This is a genomic window from Streptomyces sp. Je 1-332, assembly GCF_040730185.1.
In the GTDB taxonomy this organism is placed as follows: Bacteria; Actinomycetota; Actinomycetes; order Streptomycetales; family Streptomycetaceae; genus Streptomyces.
In genome coordinates this window covers 4,949,239-4,969,261 of the sequence record NZ_CP160402.1, presented here as the reverse complement: position 1 = coordinate 4,969,261, position 20,023 = coordinate 4,949,239, and the positions used below count along the sequence as shown (strand labels likewise).

Below are 20,023 nucleotides of genomic sequence, written 5' to 3'. Positions count from 1 at the left end.
GCGAATCACTCATGGGGTGGGGAAATGACGACCGAAAAGATGGTGGACGCGCAGAGGGCGGATGTGCAGATCGCGGATGAGATGACGGACCTGGAGATGACGGACGCGGAGATTGCGTATCCGCCGATGGCCGACGCGAAGGTGGTCGGCGAGATCTCGAACCGGCGCGTGGTCGCCGTGGGCGCGGCGCTGTTCGGCATCTGCGCCGCCGGCGTCACGTATGGCTTCCTCGGCGGCGACGAGCCGGAGGAGAGACCCGTGCCGACGGCTTCGGTGACCTACCGCATCACCGGCACGGGCAACGCCGACGTCTCGTATCTGGCCCGCAGCTCGGAGGGTAGCGCCACCGTCGAGGCAGGTGTCGAACTCCCGTGGAAGAAGACGGTGCGCGTACCGCTCGGCAAGGACCCGGCCGTCAGCATCCAGCTCGGCAGGAAGGGCGGCGAGGCGAGCTGTGCGGTGGCGGTCCGGGGTGAACACAGGCAGCGCGCCACCGCGTTCGGCTCCTACGGACGGGCCACCTGCACCGCCGAACTGCCGACGCGCGAACGGCCCGAAGCCGAGCGATCCGAAGCCGAACGGTCCGAAGCCGAATCCCGGTGAGTCGGCTTCCGGCAGGCCCCGGCCCCGGGTCGGACCCGCGTCAGACCCTGCTCCCCCGTTCCCGCCGCGACACCACCGCCCGCAGCACCCGGCGGCCCTCCGTCGACACGTCCAGCGCCTGGCGCAGGCCCCCGGCACCCGTGTCCTGACGGGCGAGAAGTTCGAGGATGCGTATCTGGCGCCTCAGTTCGGCGGCGACCAGCGGAGTCATGCCGTCCGCGCGGGCCGCGCGCCGCGCGGTCAGGGCGGACGTCCTCGGCCCTCCGTCCGGCGCGGTGTCGAGCAGCCGGTGGATCTGCAACGCGGCGACGGAGCAGGCGTCGGCCCACTCCCGGAGCTCGGCGGCGGACCGCCGCGAGGGCACGGCTCCGAGCATGCGGTAGGCGAGGGTGCTCGCCTCGTCCGCCGAGGGATCCTCCAGGACCTCGGCGCCGCCCAGCGTCACCCGCGCATCCGCGAGTTCCGCGTCCCAGGCCACGCCCTCCGCGAGGCTCCCCCACAGCGGGCGCAGCACCTCGTCACCGCCGCCGAGGAGCGGCACACACCGGTCGAGGCACGCCAGCCCGCTCGCCGCCAGACCTCTCTCGTCGGCCTCGGCGATCAGCTCGACCAGACTCGCGCCGCTCATGTCGTACGCCTCCCGTCGCGGACCGTGCACGTCCATGCAGGTCCGTGCACGTCCCCTCGCGGACAGCACACGTCCCCTACTGCGTGCGGGCCCCCCGGAACGTCACTGCGGGACGACGCCGAGCCGGTCCAGGAAGCGGAAGAAGAGCTCCTCGGCCGAGGGTTCCGCGGCGGCCTTCAGTACGTCGAGCAGCGGCGCCGGCGCCACCGTCCTGCCCGATTCGGCCGCCCAGGTGACCGCGCGGTCCGCGGCGTCGCGGGGCTCCAGGAAGTAGTCGTCGAGGCTCAGGCCGTCGTCACCGATGTACCCGGCCATCGCCTCGCGGGCCAGGCACGTCGTCCATACGCCGCTCTCGGGGGCCGCGGCCTCGACGACCACGCAGTCGCTGTCCATGACGTAGCCGAAGAGGGCGGGCGAACCCGTCTCCAGGGCCAGGGTGTTCATGTTGCCGACGTCGCGCGTGCCGTCGCCGCCCGGCACCTCCCACACCTGCCAGCCGTCGTCCCGCTGCACGAGGAGGCTCAGCTCGTCCCGCACCCCCGCCACCGCCGAGAGCTCCACGAGTGGCCGCTCGCTCCTGCCCACGACGTAATAACCCCAGTAGCCCATGCTCGCGTCCCCCCGTGTACTCGACTCTGCTGCTCAACTGCGCTCGACGGCGCTCGACGGCTGCGATGGCGATCGGCTTTGGGCCGAATACACCACAGATGTAAGCAAGTTCGCCACCAAAAAGCCGAAAACGGATCTAGCCGCCGCCCCCGCCCCGCTCCCTCCCCTGAGTTCCCCGGCCGCCTACCCCACCTGGCCGGCCAGCGTGACGAATTCCGCCCACGGCATCGACGGCTTGCGCGCGTCCCACAGCTTCTGGACCGTCGCCCGCAGCGGCATCCGGATCCCCTGCGCCACCTGCTCCTGCGTCTGGGAGTTCGCCAGGTCGCACCAGACCGCGAAGGAACCGCCGAGGATCTGGTCGTCGTACTTCTCGTCCACCGGCTTCGTCCCGCGGATCACCAGCGGGGTCCACTGCTCGTAGATCCGCTGCCCGGTGGGGTAGCGGAAGTCGTTGGGCTGGCCGAGGACGTAGTAGAGGTACTCGTCGTTGTAGTTGATGACCTTCCGGCCCTCCTTCAGATACTCGACAGGCTCCCTCGACCCGATCTCCTTGCCCGTCCAGTACGCGACGTCGATGTCCTCGTCGGCCTTCTCCACGCCGCCGCGGAAGAACCCGTCGTTCCACGCCCTGAGCCCGCGCTCGTAGGGGCGCATGGTCTCGGCCCGGTCGTTGAGCCAGCCGGTCGCGAGGTCCTGGACCCGGGCGTCCGGCCCGTACTTCTCGCGGGCCGCGGACGCCAGTTGCGGGAAGCTGGCCTCGGGGTTGCTGACCGTGAGGGCCTGGTACTCGTCGGCGCCGAGATGCCAGTAGCGCCCAGGGAAGAGGTCCGCGTACTCCTCCAGGAGGTCGTCGACGATCTCCGCGGCCTGCGGCTTGGAGATGTCGACGGCGCCGCGCGTGGCGACGCCACGGGTGTCGCGGAGCTGGAGGGAGGGGTGCGCGGCGATGACCGTGCCGAGGTGGCCCGGTGAGTCGATCTCCGGCACGACCGTGATGTGGCGGCTGGCCGCGAGCTTGAGGATGCGGCGGACCTGCGCCTTGGTGAGGTGGTCGCGCGAGACGATCTCCGGGTGCGACTCCGACTCGATGCGGAAGGCCTGGTCGTCGGAGAAGTGCAGACCGAGCTGGTTGTACTTGAGGTCGCCGAGCTCCCGGATGCGGTCCTCGATCCAGGCCGCGTCGAAGTGCTTGCGCGCGATGTCCATCATGAAGCCGCGCTGCGGCTTGGCGGGCTTGTCGCGTACGACGCCTTCGGGCGCGGTCCGGCCGCCGCGCACCTCCTGCTTCAGGGTGCGGGTCCCGTAGAAGACGCCCGCTTCCTCGGGGGCGGTGATCTTCACCCGCTGCCCCTTCACGGAGAGGGTGTAGGACTCGTCGCGCTCATCGGAGTCGTCGTCGGTGAGCGCCAGCTCCACATCGCCCGCACGGGGCTCGGCGTCGCCGGCGTAGTCGAGCTTCAGCTCACCGGCGAGCAGCTTGCCCTCGTCCGCGAGAGCGTCGTCACCGACGACCACGCGCCCGCCGCCCTCCGGCTTCCATCCCGGCCCGCGGGCCGCACTGTGCTCGCGTACGGCGGGGATGGTGGCGGGGGCCTTGGAGAGGGGGTACGACTTCGTGGGCGTGGGGGTCGGGGTCGCGGAGGCGGAGGTGGCGGGGGACGCCGCGGGGCCGCCACCGGTGCCGCCGCCGGGCCAGACGACCACGGCGATGGCGACGGCTCCGGCGATGAGGACCGTGGCGGCGAGAGCGAAACGCTGCATTCCGCCACGCTAGAACGGGGCCCGCGATCATGCGTCCACCAGATGAAGTGAAACTCGCCCATCCAGGTGATATTTCACGCATCCGTCCGGCATGCTTCACCACACCTCGCTAGCGTGACGACAAAACCCCCACAGCCCCCAGTCGATGTCCCCTGCCCTGGAGCCCCCGCTGTCCGCGCACAGTTCACCGAGTCCCCCGGCAGAGCCGACACGCACCCCGGAGCAACTGAACTCCGCCGAGCCCGGCGTGGCCGAGGCCGCCTTCCTCACCTGCTGCGGCAGCCGGCTCTGGGCCGCCCGGCTCGTCGCCCACCGGCCCTACCCCGACCTGGAAGCCCTGCTCGCCGCAGCCGACGAAGCGGCGTACGACCTGCCGCCCGCGGCCCTCTCCGAGGCCCTGGCCTGCGAACCTCTGGGTCCGGCCGTCCCGCGCCAGGGCACGTACAGCGCCGCGGACACCGCTCTGCGGGCCGCGCACGCCGCGTACGAGAGCCGGTTCGGCCACGCCTTCGTGATCTGCCTGGACGACGTCCCGCCGACCCAGGCCCTCGACCATCTGCTCGCCGGAATCCGCGCGCGCCTCGCGGGCGACCCGGAGGAGGAGCGGGTCCTGGCGGCCGAGGAGATGCGCAAACTCGCCCGCGGGCGACTCACCCGGCTCGTGCACGACCTGAATAGCCCGTACGTGCCTGTTTGATTGCCTGTTTGATCACACCTGGCTACCCCGCGCGAGCGAACCGACAACTCGTCGATACGATGACGAGCGGCCGGTGGACCGTACCCGGCCGGGCCCGTCCGACCACCCAAGCCGGCTGGCCCCAATCCCCGCTCCCGGAGGGTTCTGCCGTGCCGGCTGGAACGCTGTACCGCGGCCGGGAAGGAATGTGGTCCTGGGTGGCTCACCGAGTCACCGGCGTCCTCATCTTCTTCTTCCTGTTCGTGCATGTGCTGGACACCGCTCTCGTCCGCGTCTCCCCGGAGGCGTACGACGATGTCGTCAGCACCTACAAGACGCCCCTCGTCGCACTCCTCGAGTACGGCCTGGTCGCCGCCATCCTCTTCCACGCGCTGAACGGCCTGCGTGTCATCGCCGTCGACTTCTGGTCGAAGGGCGCGCGCTTCCAGAAGCAGATGCTCTGGACCGTCATGGGTATCTGGATCGTCCTGATGGTGGGGGCGCTCTACCCGGTCCTCGGCCACGCCGTCCGCGAAGTCTTCGGGAGCTGACGCCAGACATGTCCGACACCACGCTCGAGAAGTCCGGCGGGTCCGGAGTGGGTCCCGTCGAAGGCGCTTCGCTCTACGACGCCGACAACCCGGCCCCCCTCATCGAGGCACCGCGCAAGCGCACCGCCAAGACCCCGCGCTCGACCCGCGGCAACTTCGAGATGGCCGCATGGCTCTTCATGCGCCTGTCCGGCGTCGTCCTCGTCGTCCTGGTCATCGGCCACCTGCTGATCCAGCTGGTGCTCGACGGTGGCGTCAGCAAGATCGGCTTCGCGTTCGTCGCCGGTCGCTGGGCCTCGCCGTTCTGGCAGGTCTGGGATCTGCTGATGCTGTGGCTCGCGATGCTGCACGGGGCCAACGGCCTGCGCACGGTCATCAACGACTACGCGGAGCGCGCCAACACGCGCCTGTGGCTCAAGGGCCTGCTGTACACCGCCACGGTGTTCACCATCCTTCTGGGCACGCTGGTGATCTTCACCTTCGACCCGAACATCCGCTAAAGCCGAGGCGAACCCAGTGAAGATTCACAAGTACGACACTGTCATCGTCGGCGCCGGCGGCGCGGGCATGCGCGCGGCCATCGAGGCGACGAAGCGCAGCCGGACCGCGGTCCTGACGAAGCTCTACCCGACCCGCTCCCACACGGGCGCGGCGCAGGGCGGCATGGCCGCCGCGCTCGCCAACGTGGAGGAGGACAACTGGGAGTGGCACACCTTCGACACGATCAAGGGCGGCGACTACCTGGTCGACCAGGACGCCGCCGAGATCCTGGCGAAGGAGGCCATCGACGCGGTCCTCGACCTGGAGAAGATGGGTCTGCCCTTCGGCCGTACGCCCAAGGGTGAGATCGACCAGCGCCGTTTCGGCGGTCACTCCCGCAACCACGGCGAGGCCCCGGTCCGCCGTGCCTGCTACTCGGGGGACCGCACCGGCCACATGATCCTCCAGACGCTGTACCAGAACTGCATCAAGGAGGGCGTGGAGTTCTTCAACGAGTTCTACGTCCTCGACCAGCTTCTGGTGGAGGTCGACGGCGTCAAGAAGAGCGCGGGCGTGGTCGCCTACGAGCTGGCCACCGGCGAGATCCACATCTTCCAGGCGAAGTCCGTGGTCTACGCGTCGGGCGGCACCGGCAAGTTCTTCAAGGTGACGTCGAACGCGCACACCCTGACGGGCGACGGCCAGGCGGCCTGCTACCGCCGCGGTCTGCCGCTGGAGGACATGGAGTTCTTCCAGTTCCACCCGACCGGCATCTGGCGCATGGGCATCCTTCTTACGGAAGGCGCCCGTGGTGAGGGCGGCATCCTCCGTAACAAGGACGGCGAGCGCTTCATGGAGAAGTACGCGCCGGTGATGAAGGACCTCGCGTCCCGAGACGTCGTCTCGCGCTCGATCTACACGGAGATCCGAGAGGGCCGCGGCTGCGGTCCCGAGGGCGACCACGTGTACCTCGACCTGACGCACCTCCCGCCGGAGCAGCTGGACGCGAAGCTTCCCGACATCACGGAGTTCGCGCGTACGTACCTCGGCATCGAGCCCTACACGGACCCGATCCCGATCCAGCCGACCGCGCACTACGCCATGGGCGGCATCCCGACGAACGTCGAGGGTGAGGTCCTGGCGGACAACACCACGGTCGTCCCGGGCCTGTACGCGGCGGGCGAGGTCGCCTGTGTCTCCGTGCACGGCGCCAACCGCCTGGGCACCAACTCGCTCCTGGACATCAACGTCTTCGGACGTCGTGCGGGCATCGCGGCGGCGGAGTACTCGGCGAAGCACGACTTCGTCGAACTCCCCGAGAACGCCGAGGAGCTCGTCGTCTCCCAGGTCGAGCGCCTGCGCGACGCCACGGGCAACGAGCGGGTCGCCGAGCTCCGCAAGGAGCTGCAGGAGACCATGGACGCCAACGTCATGGTGTTCCGTACGGAGCAGACGATCAAGACGGCGGTGGAGAAGATCGCGGAGCTCCGCGAGCGCTACCTCAACGTCTCGATCCAGGACAAGGGCCGGCGCTTCAACACCGACCTCCTGGAGGCCATCGAGCTGGGCAACCTGCTCGACCTGGCCGAGGTCATGGCGCAGTCGGCCCTGGCCCGCAAGGAGTCGCGCGGCGGTCACTACCGCGAGGACTTCCCGAACCGCGACGACGTCAACTTCATGCGCCACACCATGGCGTACCGCGAGGTAGGCGACGACGGCGCCGAGTCGATCCGGCTCGACTACAAGCCGGTCGTGCAGACCCGCTACCAGCCGATGGAGCGTAAGTACTGATGGCAACTCCGACCCTCGACAAGGAAGACGCCAAGCCCGAGGCCGGCTTCGCCGACTCCCCGTACATCACGGCGACCTTCCGTATCCGCCGCTACAACCCGGAGATCTCGGCGGACGCGACCTGGGAAGACTTCCAGGTGGAGATCGACCCCAAGGAGCGTGTCCTCGACGCCCTCCACAAGATCAAGTGGGAGCTCGACGGGTCGCTGACCTTCCGCCGCTCCTGCGCCCACGGCATCTGCGGCTCGGATGCCATGCGCATCAACGGCCGCAACCGCCTGGCCTGCAAGACCCTGATCAAGGACATCAACCCGTCCAAGCCGATCACGGTCGAGGCCATCAAGGGTCTGACGGTCCTGAAGGACCTGGTCGTCGACATGGACCCGTTCTTCCAGGCGTACCGCGACGTCATGCCGTTCCTGGTCACGACCGGCAACGAGCCGACGCGTGAGCGTCTGCAGTCGGCGGAGGACCGCGAGCGCTTCGACGACACCACGAAGTGCATCCTGTGCGCGGCGTGCACGTCGTCGTGCCCGGTCTTCTGGAACGACGGCCAGTACTTCGGCCCGGCAGCGATCGTGAACGCGCACCGCTTCATCTTCGACAGCCGTGACGAGGCGGGCGAGCAGCGCCTGGAGATCCTGAACGACAAGGACGGCGTGTGGCGCTGCCGCACGACGTTCAACTGCACGGACGCGTGCCCGCGTGGCATCGAGGTCACGAAGGCGATCCAGGAAGTGAAGCGGGCGTTGATCACTCGGCGGTTCTGATCACGCCGCCGGCCGCACGTTGACGTGGGCCCCGCTCCCGGTTCCGCACCGGGGGGCGGGGCCCATGTGCGTTCCCAGGAGCCCCACGGATAGCGTGTGTTCGCTTGTGTTACGCCCTCACCACCCCACGGGAGAGTCCTAAGTGAACCGCCGCCCCATCCGGCTCCTGACGGCCGCACTCACCGCGTCCGCGGCCCTGCTGTTGACCGCGTGTGGGTCGGGAGGGGGCAAGACGTCAGGGTCCGCGCCGAACTGCCCGGCATGGACCTCGAGGTCCAGGAGATCCAGGCGATCAACCGCTGAGCACCCCGGCCGGGTGACGCATCCGGCCATGTGGCGGTTGAACAGCGACATTACGGCTGATTTCGGGCTGATCGACTTACCCTGACGGAATGTCAGACAACCAGTCGGTCGGCCTGTCAGCTGACCAGCCTTCGGCGGACGAGCACTCGTCCGAACTGCTCGGCTTCGACAACATCGTGTTTCCGGTCGGCCGTCTCGACGAGGCCGTCGACTTCTACGAGCGTGCCGGGTTCCCCGTGACCCACCGGATCGACGAGATCGGGCTCGCGATCCTGAAGGTGGGCAAGGAGACGCCCGGGATCTTGCTGCGGGTGGAGGAAGGGGTCGAGCACCGGCCCTCCGCGTGGGCCACGCCCAGGGTGTGGCTGGAGGTGCGGGATGCGCGGGCCACCGGGCGGGCGCTGGAGGCCGGCGGAGTCGAGGCGCTCGCACCGCCCTTCTCCGTGGCCACGGGGTGGACCGTGGAGATCGCCGATCCGTGGGGGAACGTCGTGGGGTTCACCGACTACCGCAAGCGGCCTGAGCTGGCGCGGAGTTAGTTAGGGGGGTTGGGGGGGGCGTGGGGCGCCGGGGGAAGGCGGGGCCTCAGGCCGGGCCCGGCGACACCGGCCGCTCGAAGAACGTCTCCAGGGACACCGTCGCCTGCGTCCCGCTCACCCCGTCGATCGCGTACAACCGCCGCAGCACGTCCTGGAGTTGCTCCGTCGTCCCCGTGCGCACCTTCACCAGGACGCTTGCCGCGCCCGCGATGACGTGCGCCTCCTGGATCTCCGGGATCGCGGCGAAGTCCGCCGCCCTGTCCCCCATCCACGCCGTCGAGTCGACCATGACGAAGGCCAGCACTCCGCGGCCCACGGCCGCCGGGTCCACCTCGACCGTCGTGCGGCGGATCACCCCTCGCTCGCGCAGCTTCCGTACCCGTTCATGCGTCGCGCCCGCCGAAAGGCCCACCGCCTTGCCCAGGGTCGCGTACGGCTGGGCGGCGTCCTCCTGCAACAGCGCCAGCAGTTCGCGGTCGGTGTCGTCCATCAGCTGTGATCCCGCCGTCCGTTCAGCAACTCTTGAGGTCTTGACGGGCACCATACCTTGTACTGCAATATCGTCACGATGCCGAATGTTGTTCAGCCTATGTCTGAGTCAGGGGTCGTCATGTCTTCCCAGAAAGTCCCGACGTCGTACGAGGTTCTGGACGAGCGTTTCCGCACGGGACGGTGCGCCAACGGGGACAGCAAGCTGGAGGTGCTCTACGACGACTGCCGGTGGGCCGAAGGGCCGCTCTACCTGCCCGCCTGGCGGCAGCTCCTCTGGAGCGACATCCCCAACGACCGGCTGCTGCGCTGGGACGAGGCCACCGGCGCCGTCGGGGTCTTCCGGTCGTCCGCCGGGTACGTGAACGGCAACACCCTCGACCGCGACGGCCGGTTGATCTGCTGCGAGCAGGGCAACCGGCGCGTGACCCGCACCGAGCACGACGGCCGCGTCACCGTCCTTGCCGACCGCTTCGAAGGCAAGCGATTCAACAGCCCGAACGACGCTGTGGTCCGTTCGGACGGGTCGGTCTGGTTCTCCGACCCCGACTTCGGGATCACCAGTGACTACGAAGGGTTCCGCGCGGCCCCCGAGATCGGTGCGTGCAACGTCTATCGGATCGACCCCGTGACCGGTGGCGTGCGGCGCGTCGCCGACGGCTTCGAGGGGCCGAACGGGCTCGTCTTCTCGCCGGACGAACGGCAGTTGTACGTCTCGGACACCCGCGCCGCCGCGATCCGCGTCTTCGACGTGCGTGATGACGGGACCCTCTCGGACGGCGCCGTCTTCGCCGAGGCCAAGGACGCCGGCTTCGACAACATCCGCTTCGACGACGAAGGCCGGCTGTGGGCAGCCGCCTTCCACGACGGGGTGCACTGCTACGACCCCGACGGCACCCTCATCGGGCGGCTCACCGTCCCCGAGGCCGTATCCAACATCGCCTTCGGCGGGCCGAAGAACAACCGGCTCTTCATTACGGCGACGACCTCGCTCTACTCCCTGGTGATGTCGGTGACCGGGCTGCCGAGGGTCCGGGCGGCCTGACTCTCGGCAGCTGGACTAGTTGACCGCGTCCACATCGCCCTGCGCCAGCTCCACGTCGTACACGAGCGGTTCGTCCGTCACCACGATGTGCCGCGCGCGGGCCGCGTGGCCGGGAGCCGTGACGGCCAGCAGGTACGCGCCGGAGGACGGAGCCGCGACGATGTAGGAACCGTCCGCCAGGGACGTGACCCGGTCCAGCTGGCGGCCGCCCTTGGAGAGGAGGGTCAGGACCGCGCCGTCCACCGGATCGCCCTCCGCGGTGCGGATGAAACCGTGCACCACGGAAGCGCCGCCGCGCGAGCCGTACGACTCCCCCACGCGCGCGTGGGGCACGGGCGCCACCTCCGCCTGCTCTCCCGGCAGCGCCTCGGGCTCCTCCCGCGGTTCCACCGCCAAGTGCGGCAGGCGCTTCTCCAGGCCCGCGGGAAGCCACCAGTTGGAGCGGCCGAGCAGATGCATGGCGGCCGGGACCAGGGCCGTGCGCAGGATGAACGCGTCGAGGGCCACCGCCGCGGCCAGGCCGATGCCCGCCATCGCGCCCTCCATGTCACCGCTGAGGACGAACGCGGAGAAGACGCAGATCATGATCAGGGCCGCGCAGTTGATGACCCTGCTCGTCTCTGCGAGGCCGACGCGAACCGCTCGCGCGTTGTCCTTCGTGTGCACCCATTCCTCGTGCATGCGGCTCACCAGGAACACCTGGTAGTCCATCGAGAGGCCGAAGAGCAGCGACAGCATGATGACGGGCAGGAAGGCGGTGATGGGGCCCTCCTTGCCGATACCGAGGACCTCCGTGCCCCAGCCCCACTGGAAGACCGCCACCAGTACGCCGAAGGACGCCGCCGCCGCGATGAGGTTCATCAGGGCCGCCGTCAGCGGCACCACGAGGGACCGGAACGCGATCAGCAGCAAGAGGAAGCCGAGCGCGATGATCGCTCCTACGAAGTAGGGCAGTCGGTCGCCGGTCACCGCGGCGAAGTCCTTGAAGACGGCGGTGACGCCGCCTACATGGGCGTCGACTCCGGCCTCCGGAATCACGTCTCCCCGTAGACGGTCGATAAGCCGGTCCGTCTCCTCCGACTGAGGGGAGGTGGCCGGCACGACATTGATGACCGAGATGCCCTCCGACGGCGGGGCGGCCGCCACCCTCGCGACGCCCTCCGTAGCGCGGATGGTCGCCACCAGGTTCCCCGTGTCGGTTTCCTCGGCCACTACTTGCAGTGGACCGTTGAATCCCGGACCGAAGCCCTCGGCCAGCATGTCGTACGCCTGCCGGGTCGTCGTCGACTCCTGGTGGTTGCCCTGATCGGTCGCGCCGAGCCGCAAGGAGAGCAGCGGCAGGGCGAGGAAGGCCATCACCACGAAGGCGAGCGCCGCGATCGAACGCGGCCGCTTCTGGACGTACGAGGACCAGCGCGCCGCGAGTCCGCTCGCCTCGGCGGGCTCCGGCCCCGTGGCGGCGAGACGGCGTCGCTGCCTGCGGCTGAGCACCCGGGGGCCGAGCAGCCCGAGGAGCGCAGGCAGCAGCGTGATGGCCGCGAGGACGCTCAGGACCACCGTGAGGGAGGCGGCGATGACCACGCCGTCCAGGAAACGCATGTTCATCACCAGCATCCCGGCGAGCGCGATGCACACCGTGCCGCCCGCGAACAGCACCGCGCGGCCCGAGGTGTTCAGGGCCTGCACCGCGGACTCCTCGGGCTCCATGCCGCGCAGGATGCCGCGCCGGTGCCGGGTGACGATGAAGAGCGCGTAGTCGATGCCGACGCCCAGGCCGATCAACGAACCGAGCAGCGGCGCCACTTCGGGGATGTCCGTGACGTGGCTGAGCAGCATCGTCGAGAGCATGCCGAGGCCCACTCCGAAGACGGCGACGACGATCGGCAGGACCATCGCGAAGAGCGATCCGAAGGCCAGGAAGAGGACGACCGCGGCGGCCCCGATGCCGACCATTTCGGCGATGCCCGTGGGAGGCTCCTGGATGCGGGTGATCGCCTGGCCGCCCAGTTCGACCTGGAGACCGGGCCGTTCGGCGTTCTGAGCCGTGTCCACGACGTCCTGGACGAGGTCCTTGGGGACCGAGTTCGCCTCCTCGGCGAAGGTCACCTGGGCGTAGGCGATGCGCCCGTCCTCGCTGATCTGCGCCGCCCCCGCCCCCTTGGACGCGTAGGGGCCGGCGACATCGCCGACGCCCTGCATGCCGGCGATCTCCCTGAGCGCGGGCTCGATACGGGAACGTACGTCCTCGTCACGGGCCGAAGCACCCTCGTCGACGCGCCAGACGACCGTGTCGGTGTCCCCGGAGCTCTCCGGGAAGGCCTTCGTCATCAGCTCGTACGCGCGCTTGGAATCCGTGTCCGGCAGGGAGAACACATTCGAATAGTCGGTACCCGCGGATGTCCCCGCGGCCCCCAGGCCGAACAGGGCCCCCACCCACAGCACAAGGACCACCAGACGGTGCCGATGGCACCACCGCGCCAATGCCGCCACGATCCATTCCTCCTCCGCGTCGTCAGGTCCCCCGGGTCCGTGCTCTCAGGTGCCTCAGCTTCGGCGGCACCGCGCGCCGACGGCGCGAAGCGGCCATGATTCTCAAGTAACTCCAAGGCACGGACCGGGCCTTCGTACAACGCCCGCGCCGATACTGAGGTCATGAGCCACGCCGAAGGCCAGCAGGGAACAGATGTCGGAGTGCGGAACGGCCCGGGTGCCGGGGTCGACGGCCCGGGCGCTGGTGCCACCGTGCTCGTCGTCGAGGACGAGCCGAGCATCGCCGACGTGCTCGCCATCGCCCTGCGCTACCACCGCTTCGACGTGATGGTGGCGGGCACCGTGCGCGAGGCACTCGCCCTCGCCGGGCGCACCCGGCCCGACGTGGCGCTCCTCGACGTGATGCTGCCGGACGGCGACGGCCGCGCCCTGGCCGGTGAACTACGCGCCCGGTGGCCCGACGCTGCCCTGCTCTTCGTGACCGCGCGGGACGCGCCCGCGGAGGTCGTGGGCGCGCTCGGCCTCGGCGACGACTACATCACCAAGCCGTTCAACATCGACGAGGTGATCGCCCGCATCGGGGCGGTCCTGCGCCGCACCAGGGCGGGCGATGTGCTCCCCCAGCGCCCGCCGCTGCGCCACGGCGACCTGGAGCTGGACGAGACGACGTACGTGGTGCGCCGCGCGGGCCGCACGGCGCAGCTCACGCCCACCGAGTACGCCCTGCTGCGCTTCCTGGTCCGCAACGGCGGCCGTGTGGTGCCCAAGGAGCAACTCCTGCGCCACGTCTGGCAGTACGAGCACGCGGCGGAGTCGACCGTCGTGGAGACCTACATCAGCTATCTGCGGCGCAAGCTCGACGCGCTGGGCCCACCGGTGATCACGACCCGGCGGGGTGTCGGATACGGCCTCGCATGAGGCGTGCGCACCGCGGCATGAGCTCACTGCGGGCCAAGCTCACGTGGGTGAACGTGGCCCTGCTCGCCCTCGGTGTCGTCGTCGCGACCGGCGTGAGCGTCATGGGGATGCGCCACTACCTGCTGGCGAACGTGGACGCCGAACTGACGCGGTCGCGCGACTCGCTGCTGAACACCGGCCTCACCATGAAGGACGTCGAGCGGCTCAGCGAACTGGGCATCGCGCTCGACAAGCTCTCGCCCGGCGGCAAGGAGCACGCGAGCGCCCTGCCGGGCGGGAACACGGTGTTCGTGGCGGTGAACGAGCGCGGCGAACCCGTCGCCATCGGCGCACTCGCCCCGACCCCGCGCCAGCGCGCCCTGGCCGCGGCCGTCGACGACCCCGGGGCGGTCGCCGGCAGCCCCGGGCCGCAGGACATCCCCCTGGACGGCGACGCGCACCGCGTGGTGGGCGCGGAGCTCGCCGACGGCACGACGGTCCTGATGGCCGCCGACACCGAAGACGTGGAGTCGGGTATCAACAAGGCGCTCAGGCTCGACGCGGCCTTCGGAGTGGTCCTGTTGGCGCTGCTCGCGGTCCTGACGATGATCTCCGCGCACCACCGGCTCCGACCCCTGGAGGACATGGTCGAGACCGCATCCGCCATCGCCGACGGCGACCTCACCCGGCGGGTGCCTTCGAGTCGCGCTCCGGCGACGGAGACCGAGCAACTGCGCCTCGCCCTCAACTCCATGCTCCACCAGGTCGAGTCGGCGTTCGAGACCCGCGAGCGCAGCTCGGCACAGCTGCGCCGCTTCGTCGCTGATGCCTCGCACGAACTGCGTACGCCCTTGTCGGCGATCCGCGGCTACCTCCAGCTGTACGACAAGGGGATGCTCCGCGATCCGGCGGAACGCACGCGCGCGTGGAGCCGCGTCATCGCCGAGACCGACCGGATGGGACACCTCGTCGACGAGCTGCTGACCCTGGCCCGCCTGGACCAGCAGCCGGAACTGCGCTTCAGGGACGTCGACTTGGGCCGCCTCGTACGGGAGGCCGCCGACGATCTGCGGGTGCAGGAGCCGGAGCGGCCGCTCACGGTGTTCGCCGAAGGGCCGGTACTGATCTGCGCGGACGAGTCGGGGATACGTCAGGTGCTCGGCAATCTGCTGGGCAACGTACGCGTCCACACGCCCGCCGACGCGCCGGTCACGCTGGGCGTGGAGCGCCAGGACGGGGTGGTGCGGCTGCGCGTGGCCGACCGAGGGCCCGGTCTCGCGGAGGAGGACGCGGCGCGCGTGTTCGACCGGTTCTTCCGTGCGGGCGGGGGCGCGGGCAGCGGGCTCGGGATGGCGATCGTGCAGGGGGTCGTCGCGGCGCACGGCGGTGAGGTGGGGGTGGAGACGGCGCCGGGGGCGGGACTTGCGGTGACGGTCACCCTGCCTGCGCGAGCGGCTCGTGAGGCTGGTTGAGGGGGACGAGGGGCCCCGGGTGGTACAGAGACGAGGGGAGAGCGGAGGCGAGGGTCGTGAGGGGGCTCAGGGCGCGTCTCAGGCCCGTACCAGCGCCCACACCGTCTTCCCGTGCCGCCCGCGCTGCCAGACGCCCCACGCCTCGGCCAGCGCGTCGAGCAGCCGCAGGCCGCGGCCGCTCTCCTCCAAGGGCCCCGCTTCCCGCAGCTCCGGGCTCGTGGGGCTCTCGTCGGAGACCTCTATGAAGCAGTCGCCGTCCGCCAGAACCGTGATGGCCACCTCGAACTCCCGGTCGAAGGCGGGCCCGTGGGACACCGCGTTCGTCACCAGCTCCGACACCAGGAGCACGGCGTCGTGCAGCGCCGCACTCTCCTCCTTGTGCCCCCACGCCGCGAGATGATCATGGACGTGGAGTCGCGCGAGCGAGACGGAAGCCGGATGTGGTGGCAGCCGGAAAGCCTGACGTCGCAACAACGTTCCCCCCTATGCCACCCCACAGTGACACACCAAAGCGCCAGCAAGCGCACACACTTCCGACACTTAATGCTGCGCAGTGGTCATGGCCGGTGTCACACCGTCACCTTAAGGCCCGGCTGTATCCGGCCAGGGCCCATCGCATCGAACCGACGCACGACTACGCCTGGCGGGAGGCCAGTTCGACGACCGTGACGTCGGACGGCGCCCCTACCCGCACCGGCGGCCCCCACGCGCCCGCGCCACGCGTCACGTACAGCTGCGTGTCGCCGTACCGCTCAAGACCCGCGAGCGTCGGGTTCGCCAGATCGGCGATGAAATTGCCTGGCCACAGCTGTCCGCCATGAGTGTGGCCGGAGAGCTGGAGGTCGACGCCGTGCTTGACGGCGTCATGGATGACGACCGGCTGGTGGGCCAGGAGCACGGACGCCCGCGAGCGGTCCCGGTCGCCGAGCGCCTTGGCGAAGTCGGGCCCGTGCCCCTCGCGCTCGCCCGCCACGTCGTCCACCCCCGCGAGGTCGAAGCCCGGCAGTTCGGTGCGGGCGTTCTCCAGGGGGCGCAGGCCGAGTTCGCGTACGTGATCGACCCACTGCTCGGCTCCGGAGAAGTACTCGTGGTTGCCGGTCACGAAGTACGTCCCGTGCCGCGCCCGGAGCTGCGCGAGCGGCGCGGCGGCCGGCCCGAGGTCCTCGACGCTGCCGTCGACCAGGTCGCCGACGACCGCGATGAGGTCGGGCTGGGTGCCGTTGATCGTGTCGACCACGCGCTGGGTGAAGCCGCGGCCGAGAATCGGCCCCAGGTGGACGTCGCTGACCACCGCGATCCGGAAGCCGTGCGCCCCGCGCGGCAGCTTGGCGAGCGGCACGGTGACGCGCTTCACGCGGGGGCCGCGCAGGACGCCGTACGTTCCGTGGCCGACCGTCCCGACGGCGACGGCCGCGGCGGTCCCGCCGACGATGCGGGAGACGAAGAGACGGCGTGAGGGGGAGGCCGGTTCGCGCCGCGCGCGCTCGGGGCCGGGGTTCCCCTCCGGCCGTTCCGCTGGCGCCGGGTTCTCCGGCTGAGCGACCGGAGCCGCGGTCTCCGCCTTGACGGCGTCCTCCGTAGGGGCGGCTTTCGCACCACGCCGCAAGAAGAAGGGCCGTACGAGCTCACCGACAAGAAGCGCGAGCACGAGATAGATCGACAGCGCCATCCACATGAAGCCCGGCCAGGCCAGCACCTTCTGCAGCCAGAACGGCGCCCCCGCCCGCTCACTGGCGAACGCGGCGAACATCAGCAGCGGCCCCGTCACGAAGACCACGGCGCCCGCGCGCCGGGCGGCCCCGGACCGGGACGTGGTGTCCCGCACCAGGCGCCGCCACGCGTACCACTGCATGGCGACCAGGGCCGCGAGCGCGGCGATACCGGCCAGCACGAACAGGATGACCACGGTTGCGCGCCCCTCAGCAGTGCCCGAAGTGACCGATCAGCTACGACGTATCAGCTATGACGTACGGCGCAGAGCACGCACTCCGCGCAACCCGATGGCCCCTACCACCGTCCCCAAGACAAAGGAGGCGACGGCGAGCGTCAGGTGCACCCAGAAGTACGCGGTCGGGTCGCCCCCGTCATCGAAGGCGAGCCCGCTGCCGTCCTTCCATAGGTTTTTGACGAAAGTGATCCAGATGAACCAGCTCCACACGCCGAAGGCGAGCAGGAACCAGGAGACCGGGCGGCTGAGCTTCATACGTTCAGTATCGCGAGCCTCCCTTCCGTATCGCCGCCGGGGTGGGGAGTCCGGGCCCGCCGGGACACAGCCGACCTCGACGGCGACGTACACAGCGGCGCCCTGTACGTTCTCGTCCGTGCCTGCCGTAAAAAAGACCGCCTTGTTGGTCACTTCCGCCGCATTGCTGACCATGTCGACCACGGCTCCCGCGTGGGCGGACGACAAACCGGGGGGCGACAAGAAGCCCAAGCCCCCGTCTTCGATGTCGACGGTGGGCGGTGTCAAGCTCGGCGAGCCGGGCACCCAGGTGAGCCTCAAGGACGGCGCTCCCGTCCTCCCCAAGGACCTGTCGGCGCGCTCCTGGATGGTGTCGGACGCCGAGACGGGCGAGGTGCTCGCCTCGCACAACTCGCACTGGCGGCTCGCCCCCGCGAGCACACTGAAGATGCTCTTCGCGGACACGGTCCTGCCGAAGTTCCCCAAGACCCAGAAGCACAAGGTCGAGCTCTCCGACATGGCGGGCATCGGCGCGGGCAGCAGCATGGTCGGCATCAAGGAGAACGAGACCTACACGGTCCACGACCTGTGGCTCGGCGTCTTCCTGAAGTCGGGCAACGACGCGGTGCACGTCCTGTCGGCGATGAACGGCGGTGTCCCGCAGACCGTCAAGGACATGCAGTCGCACGCCGACGAGCTGCAGGCCCTGGACACGCACGTGGTCAGTCCGGACGGCTATGACGAGAAGGGGCAGGTCTCCTCGGCGTACGACCTGACGCTGTTCGCCCGCTCGGGGCTGCAGAAGAAGGACTTCCGCGAGTACTGCTCGACGGCCACCGCCAAGTTCCCCGGTGAGACCAAGAAGGTCACGAAGGGCAAGGACAAGGGCAAGAAGAAGCGCGAGTCCTTCGAGATCCAGAACACCAACCGACTCCTTACGGGGGACGTCGGTATCGCCCCCTACAAGGGCATCGCGGGCGTCAAGAACGGCAGCACCACGAACGCGGGCAACACCTTCACCGGTGTCGCCGAGCGCAACGGCAAGGTGCTGCTCGTGACGGTGATGAACCCCGACTCGGGCGAGCAGTTCGCCGTCTACAAGGAGACCGAGCGTCTCCTTGACTGGGGCTTCAAGGCGTCCGGCAAGGTCGAGCCCGTGGGTGAACTGGTCGCTCCGAAGGGTGCCGGTACGGGCAGCGGCAAGGGCGCTCCCGGCGCGGCGGGCAAGGGCGGGTCGGACGCGTCCAAGAACGTGGCGCACGCCTCCGCCAAGGGCTCGGGCAGCGGCGTCGGCATCGCACTCGGGGTCGCGGGCGGCGTTCTCGCGCTCATCGCCGCCGGATGGTTCGTGCTCAACCGCCGGCTGCCGCTGGACCTGTCGCGCCGGAAGGACCGCCGCTGACGTCGGATTCTTCCTCTGTACGTGCTTCTGTACTTGCCTCTGTACGTGCCTGCTTCCGCGTCGCCGTCCAGGCGGCGCAGAACAGCAGGAGTTTCGCGGTGAAGTTGATCCACAGGAGCAGTGCGACGGGCACCCCGAAGGCGCCGTACATGCTCTTCGCGGCGACACCCTTCATGTAGCCGCCGAGCAGCAGCTTGAGCAGCTCGAACCCGGCCGCGCCGATCAGACCGGCGGTGATCAGGTGGCGGCGCGGCGGCTGCACGCCCGGCAGCAGGGTCAGCACGTAGAGCAGGAGCAGGAAGTCCGCGAGGACGGCGATGGCGAACGCGATCGCCTGGAGCAGCACACCGCCCCAGCCGTCCTCGGAGATCCCGATGAGGTCGGCGCTCCAGCCGACGGCGAGCGAGGCGAGGGTCGACGCGGCCACGGACGCGAGCCCCGCGCCGCCGAGCCCGATGAGCACCCCGGCGTCCTTGACCTTGCGCATGACGGGGTTCTCGTCGGTGTCCTCCAGCTCCCAGACGACCCGCAGGCACTCCCTCATCGACCCGACCCACCCGATGCCGGTGAAGAGCAGCAGGGCGCCCGCGATGAGCCCGACGGTGCCCGCGTTGGCGACCAGGGCGTCCAGGTTCAGCTGATCGGAGATGCCGGGGACCTGCTTCGAGATGTTCTCCTCGAGCTTGTTCTGCTGGCTCTTGGAGAGGGTCGCGGCGGCCACCGCGGCGGCGACGGTGATCAGCGGGAAGAGCGCCAGGAAGCTGATGAACGTCATCGCGGCCGCGAGACGGGTCCAGTGCACGCTGTCGAGCCGCTCGTACGCGCTCCACGCGTGCGTGCGCATCAGGCGCTCCACCAGGGGCCCGATGCCGGGGAGTTTCTTCAGCCAGTCCATGATGCCTCCCTGCCCGTTGTGCGGAAGACCAAGGTCCGCGTACCCCAGAAACGCAGGACGGTGGCGAGTGCCATGCCGACGCCCGCCCCGGAGATGGTGTCCGCGCGCTGTGAGGTGAGACCGAGGCCGTAGTGGGACACCGCGATGCAGAGCAACTGCACAAGGGCACCGGCGATGTTGACGGCGAAGAAGATGCCGTACTGGCGAAGGCGTGAGGCTCGCGCCACTGCGGCTCCCGCGCGCCGCCGGTAGGTGCCGAGCGCGTTGCCCGCGTACGCGACCGTGCAACCGGCCACGAAGGACAGCGCCTTGGCGGTCAGCGGGTCGAGACCGACGGGCCCGCGCAGCCAGACGAAGAGGCCGAGGTCGACGGCGTACGCGCAGATCCCGACGGTGGCGAAGCCGAGCAGTTCGGGGCCCATGGTCCGTAGCCGCTC

21 protein-coding genes are annotated in these 20,023 nt (G+C 69.8%); 11 read left to right on the top strand and 10 right to left on the bottom strand.

Features of this window, described 5'->3' with window-relative positions:
- Window positions 1-24: 24 nt before the first annotated feature.
- On the top strand, window positions 25-603 hold the full coding sequence (locus tag ABXJ52_RS22660; protein WP_367044457.1) for a hypothetical protein: 579 nt from the start codon (window positions 25-27) through the stop codon (window positions 601-603).
- Between the two features lie 40 nt (window positions 604-643).
- Here the strand turns inward: ABXJ52_RS22660 and ABXJ52_RS22655 are convergent, their stop codons facing one another.
- The 3 genes from ABXJ52_RS22655 to ABXJ52_RS22645 form a co-directional block, all read right to left on the bottom strand.
- Entirely contained in the window at window positions 644-1,231 is a 588-nt protein-coding gene (locus ABXJ52_RS22655; RefSeq protein ID WP_367044456.1) for a hypothetical protein, read from the bottom strand.
- A gap of 102 nt (window positions 1,232-1,333) precedes the next feature.
- Window positions 1,334-1,840, bottom strand: coding sequence for a hypothetical protein (locus tag ABXJ52_RS22650; protein ID WP_367044455.1), 507 nt, complete (start codon window positions 1,838-1,840; stop codon window positions 1,334-1,336).
- A 183-nt stretch (window positions 1,841-2,023) separates the two neighbouring features.
- Window positions 2,024-3,604 (bottom strand): glycoside hydrolase family 20 protein, encoded by a 1,581-nt coding sequence (locus ABXJ52_RS22645; RefSeq protein ID WP_367044453.1) that lies wholly within the window; start codon window positions 3,602-3,604, stop codon window positions 2,024-2,026.
- A gap of 145 nt (window positions 3,605-3,749) precedes the next feature.
- Here ABXJ52_RS22645 and ABXJ52_RS22640 point away from each other — a divergent pair, with 145 nt between their 5' ends.
- The 6 genes from ABXJ52_RS22640 to ABXJ52_RS22615 all read left to right on the top strand — a co-directional run bounded on the left by ABXJ52_RS22640 (window position 3,750) and on the right by ABXJ52_RS22615 (window position 8,714).
- Entirely contained in the window at window positions 3,750-4,301 is a 552-nt protein-coding gene (locus ABXJ52_RS22640; protein ID WP_367044452.1) for a 2-oxo-4-hydroxy-4-carboxy-5-ureidoimidazoline decarboxylase, read from the top strand.
- Window positions 4,302-4,450: 149 nt separating this feature from the next.
- Window positions 4,451-4,831, top strand: a complete 381-nt coding sequence (gene sdhC / locus ABXJ52_RS22635; protein WP_367044451.1) for a succinate dehydrogenase, cytochrome b556 subunit — start codon at window positions 4,451-4,453, stop codon at window positions 4,829-4,831.
- Window positions 4,832-4,839: 8 nt separating this feature from the next.
- Window positions 4,840-5,331 (top strand): succinate dehydrogenase hydrophobic membrane anchor subunit, encoded by a 492-nt coding sequence (locus ABXJ52_RS22630; protein ID WP_367044449.1) that lies wholly within the window; start codon window positions 4,840-4,842, stop codon window positions 5,329-5,331.
- Window positions 5,332-5,347: 16 nt separating this feature from the next.
- On the top strand, window positions 5,348-7,102 hold the full coding sequence (gene sdhA, locus ABXJ52_RS22625; RefSeq protein ID WP_367044448.1) for a succinate dehydrogenase flavoprotein subunit: 1,755 nt from the start codon (window positions 5,348-5,350) through the stop codon (window positions 7,100-7,102).
- Complete coding sequence (locus ABXJ52_RS22620; protein ID WP_367044447.1) at window positions 7,102-7,872, top strand: succinate dehydrogenase iron-sulfur subunit; 771 nt, start codon at window positions 7,102-7,104, stop codon at window positions 7,870-7,872. The genes sdhA and ABXJ52_RS22620 overlap by 1 nt, the downstream gene beginning before the upstream one ends.
- A 392-nt stretch (window positions 7,873-8,264) precedes the next feature.
- A complete protein-coding gene (locus ABXJ52_RS22615) occupies window positions 8,265-8,714 on the top strand; it encodes a VOC family protein (RefSeq protein WP_367044446.1) in 450 nt (149 codons plus the stop codon).
- A 46-nt stretch (window positions 8,715-8,760) separates the two neighbouring features.
- On the opposite strand, the gene ABXJ52_RS22610 is transcribed toward ABXJ52_RS22615, so the two are convergent.
- Window positions 8,761-9,204 (bottom strand): Lrp/AsnC family transcriptional regulator, encoded by a 444-nt coding sequence (locus ABXJ52_RS22610; RefSeq protein WP_367044445.1) that lies wholly within the window; start codon window positions 9,202-9,204, stop codon window positions 8,761-8,763.
- A gap of 120 nt (window positions 9,205-9,324) precedes the next feature.
- Here ABXJ52_RS22610 and ABXJ52_RS22605 point away from each other — a divergent pair, with 120 nt between their 5' ends.
- Complete coding sequence (locus ABXJ52_RS22605; protein WP_367044444.1) at window positions 9,325-10,248, top strand: SMP-30/gluconolactonase/LRE family protein; 924 nt, start codon at window positions 9,325-9,327, stop codon at window positions 10,246-10,248.
- Window positions 10,249-10,263: 15 nt separating this feature from the next.
- Here ABXJ52_RS22605 and ABXJ52_RS22600 read toward each other — a convergent pair whose 3' ends face one another.
- Complete coding sequence (locus ABXJ52_RS22600; RefSeq protein WP_367049192.1) at window positions 10,264-12,729, bottom strand: MMPL family transporter; 2,466 nt, start codon at window positions 12,727-12,729, stop codon at window positions 10,264-10,266.
- 261 nt (window positions 12,730-12,990) lie between these two features.
- Here ABXJ52_RS22600 and ABXJ52_RS22595 point away from each other — a divergent pair, with 261 nt between their 5' ends.
- Window positions 12,991-13,656, top strand: coding sequence for a response regulator transcription factor (locus ABXJ52_RS22595; RefSeq protein WP_367049190.1), 666 nt, complete (start codon window positions 12,991-12,993; stop codon window positions 13,654-13,656).
- Window positions 13,657-13,673: 17 nt separating this feature from the next.
- A complete protein-coding gene (locus ABXJ52_RS22590; RefSeq protein WP_367044443.1) occupies window positions 13,674-15,107 on the top strand; it encodes a HAMP domain-containing sensor histidine kinase in 1,434 nt (477 codons plus the stop codon).
- 78 nt (window positions 15,108-15,185) lie between these two features.
- On the opposite strand, the gene ABXJ52_RS22585 is transcribed toward ABXJ52_RS22590, so the two are convergent.
- From ABXJ52_RS22585 to ABXJ52_RS22575, 3 genes are all read right to left on the bottom strand, one after another.
- Entirely contained in the window at window positions 15,186-15,581 is a 396-nt protein-coding gene (locus ABXJ52_RS22585; RefSeq protein ID WP_367044442.1) for an ATP-binding protein, read from the bottom strand.
- 160 nt (window positions 15,582-15,741) lie between these two features.
- Window positions 15,742-17,013, bottom strand: coding sequence for a metallophosphoesterase (locus ABXJ52_RS22580; protein ID WP_367044441.1), 1,272 nt, complete (start codon window positions 17,011-17,013; stop codon window positions 15,742-15,744).
- Between the two features lie 54 nt (window positions 17,014-17,067).
- The gene (locus ABXJ52_RS22575) at window positions 17,068-17,310 is read right to left on the bottom strand and encodes a hypothetical protein (protein ID WP_367044439.1); all 243 of its coding nucleotides are present in this window, start codon (window positions 17,308-17,310) and stop codon (window positions 17,068-17,070) included.
- Window positions 17,311-17,428: 118 nt separating this feature from the next.
- Here ABXJ52_RS22575 and ABXJ52_RS22570 point away from each other — a divergent pair, with 118 nt between their 5' ends.
- The gene (locus ABXJ52_RS22570; protein ID WP_367044438.1) at window positions 17,429-18,691 is read left to right on the top strand and encodes a D-alanyl-D-alanine carboxypeptidase; all 1,263 of its coding nucleotides are present in this window, start codon (window positions 17,429-17,431) and stop codon (window positions 18,689-18,691) included.
- Here ABXJ52_RS22570 and ABXJ52_RS22565 read toward each other — a convergent pair.
- Together ABXJ52_RS22565 and ABXJ52_RS22560 are read right to left on the bottom strand one after the other, a co-directional pair.
- Window positions 18,642-19,586, bottom strand: a complete 945-nt coding sequence (locus ABXJ52_RS22565; protein WP_367044437.1) for a YihY/virulence factor BrkB family protein — start codon at window positions 19,584-19,586, stop codon at window positions 18,642-18,644. The genes ABXJ52_RS22570 and ABXJ52_RS22565 overlap by 50 nt on opposite strands.
- On the bottom strand, window positions 19,574-20,008 hold the full coding sequence (locus ABXJ52_RS22560) for a GtrA family protein (protein ID WP_367044436.1): 435 nt from the start codon (window positions 20,006-20,008) through the stop codon (window positions 19,574-19,576). The genes ABXJ52_RS22565 and ABXJ52_RS22560 overlap by 13 nt, the downstream gene beginning before the upstream one ends.
- Between the last annotated feature and the right edge of the window lie 15 nt (window positions 20,009-20,023).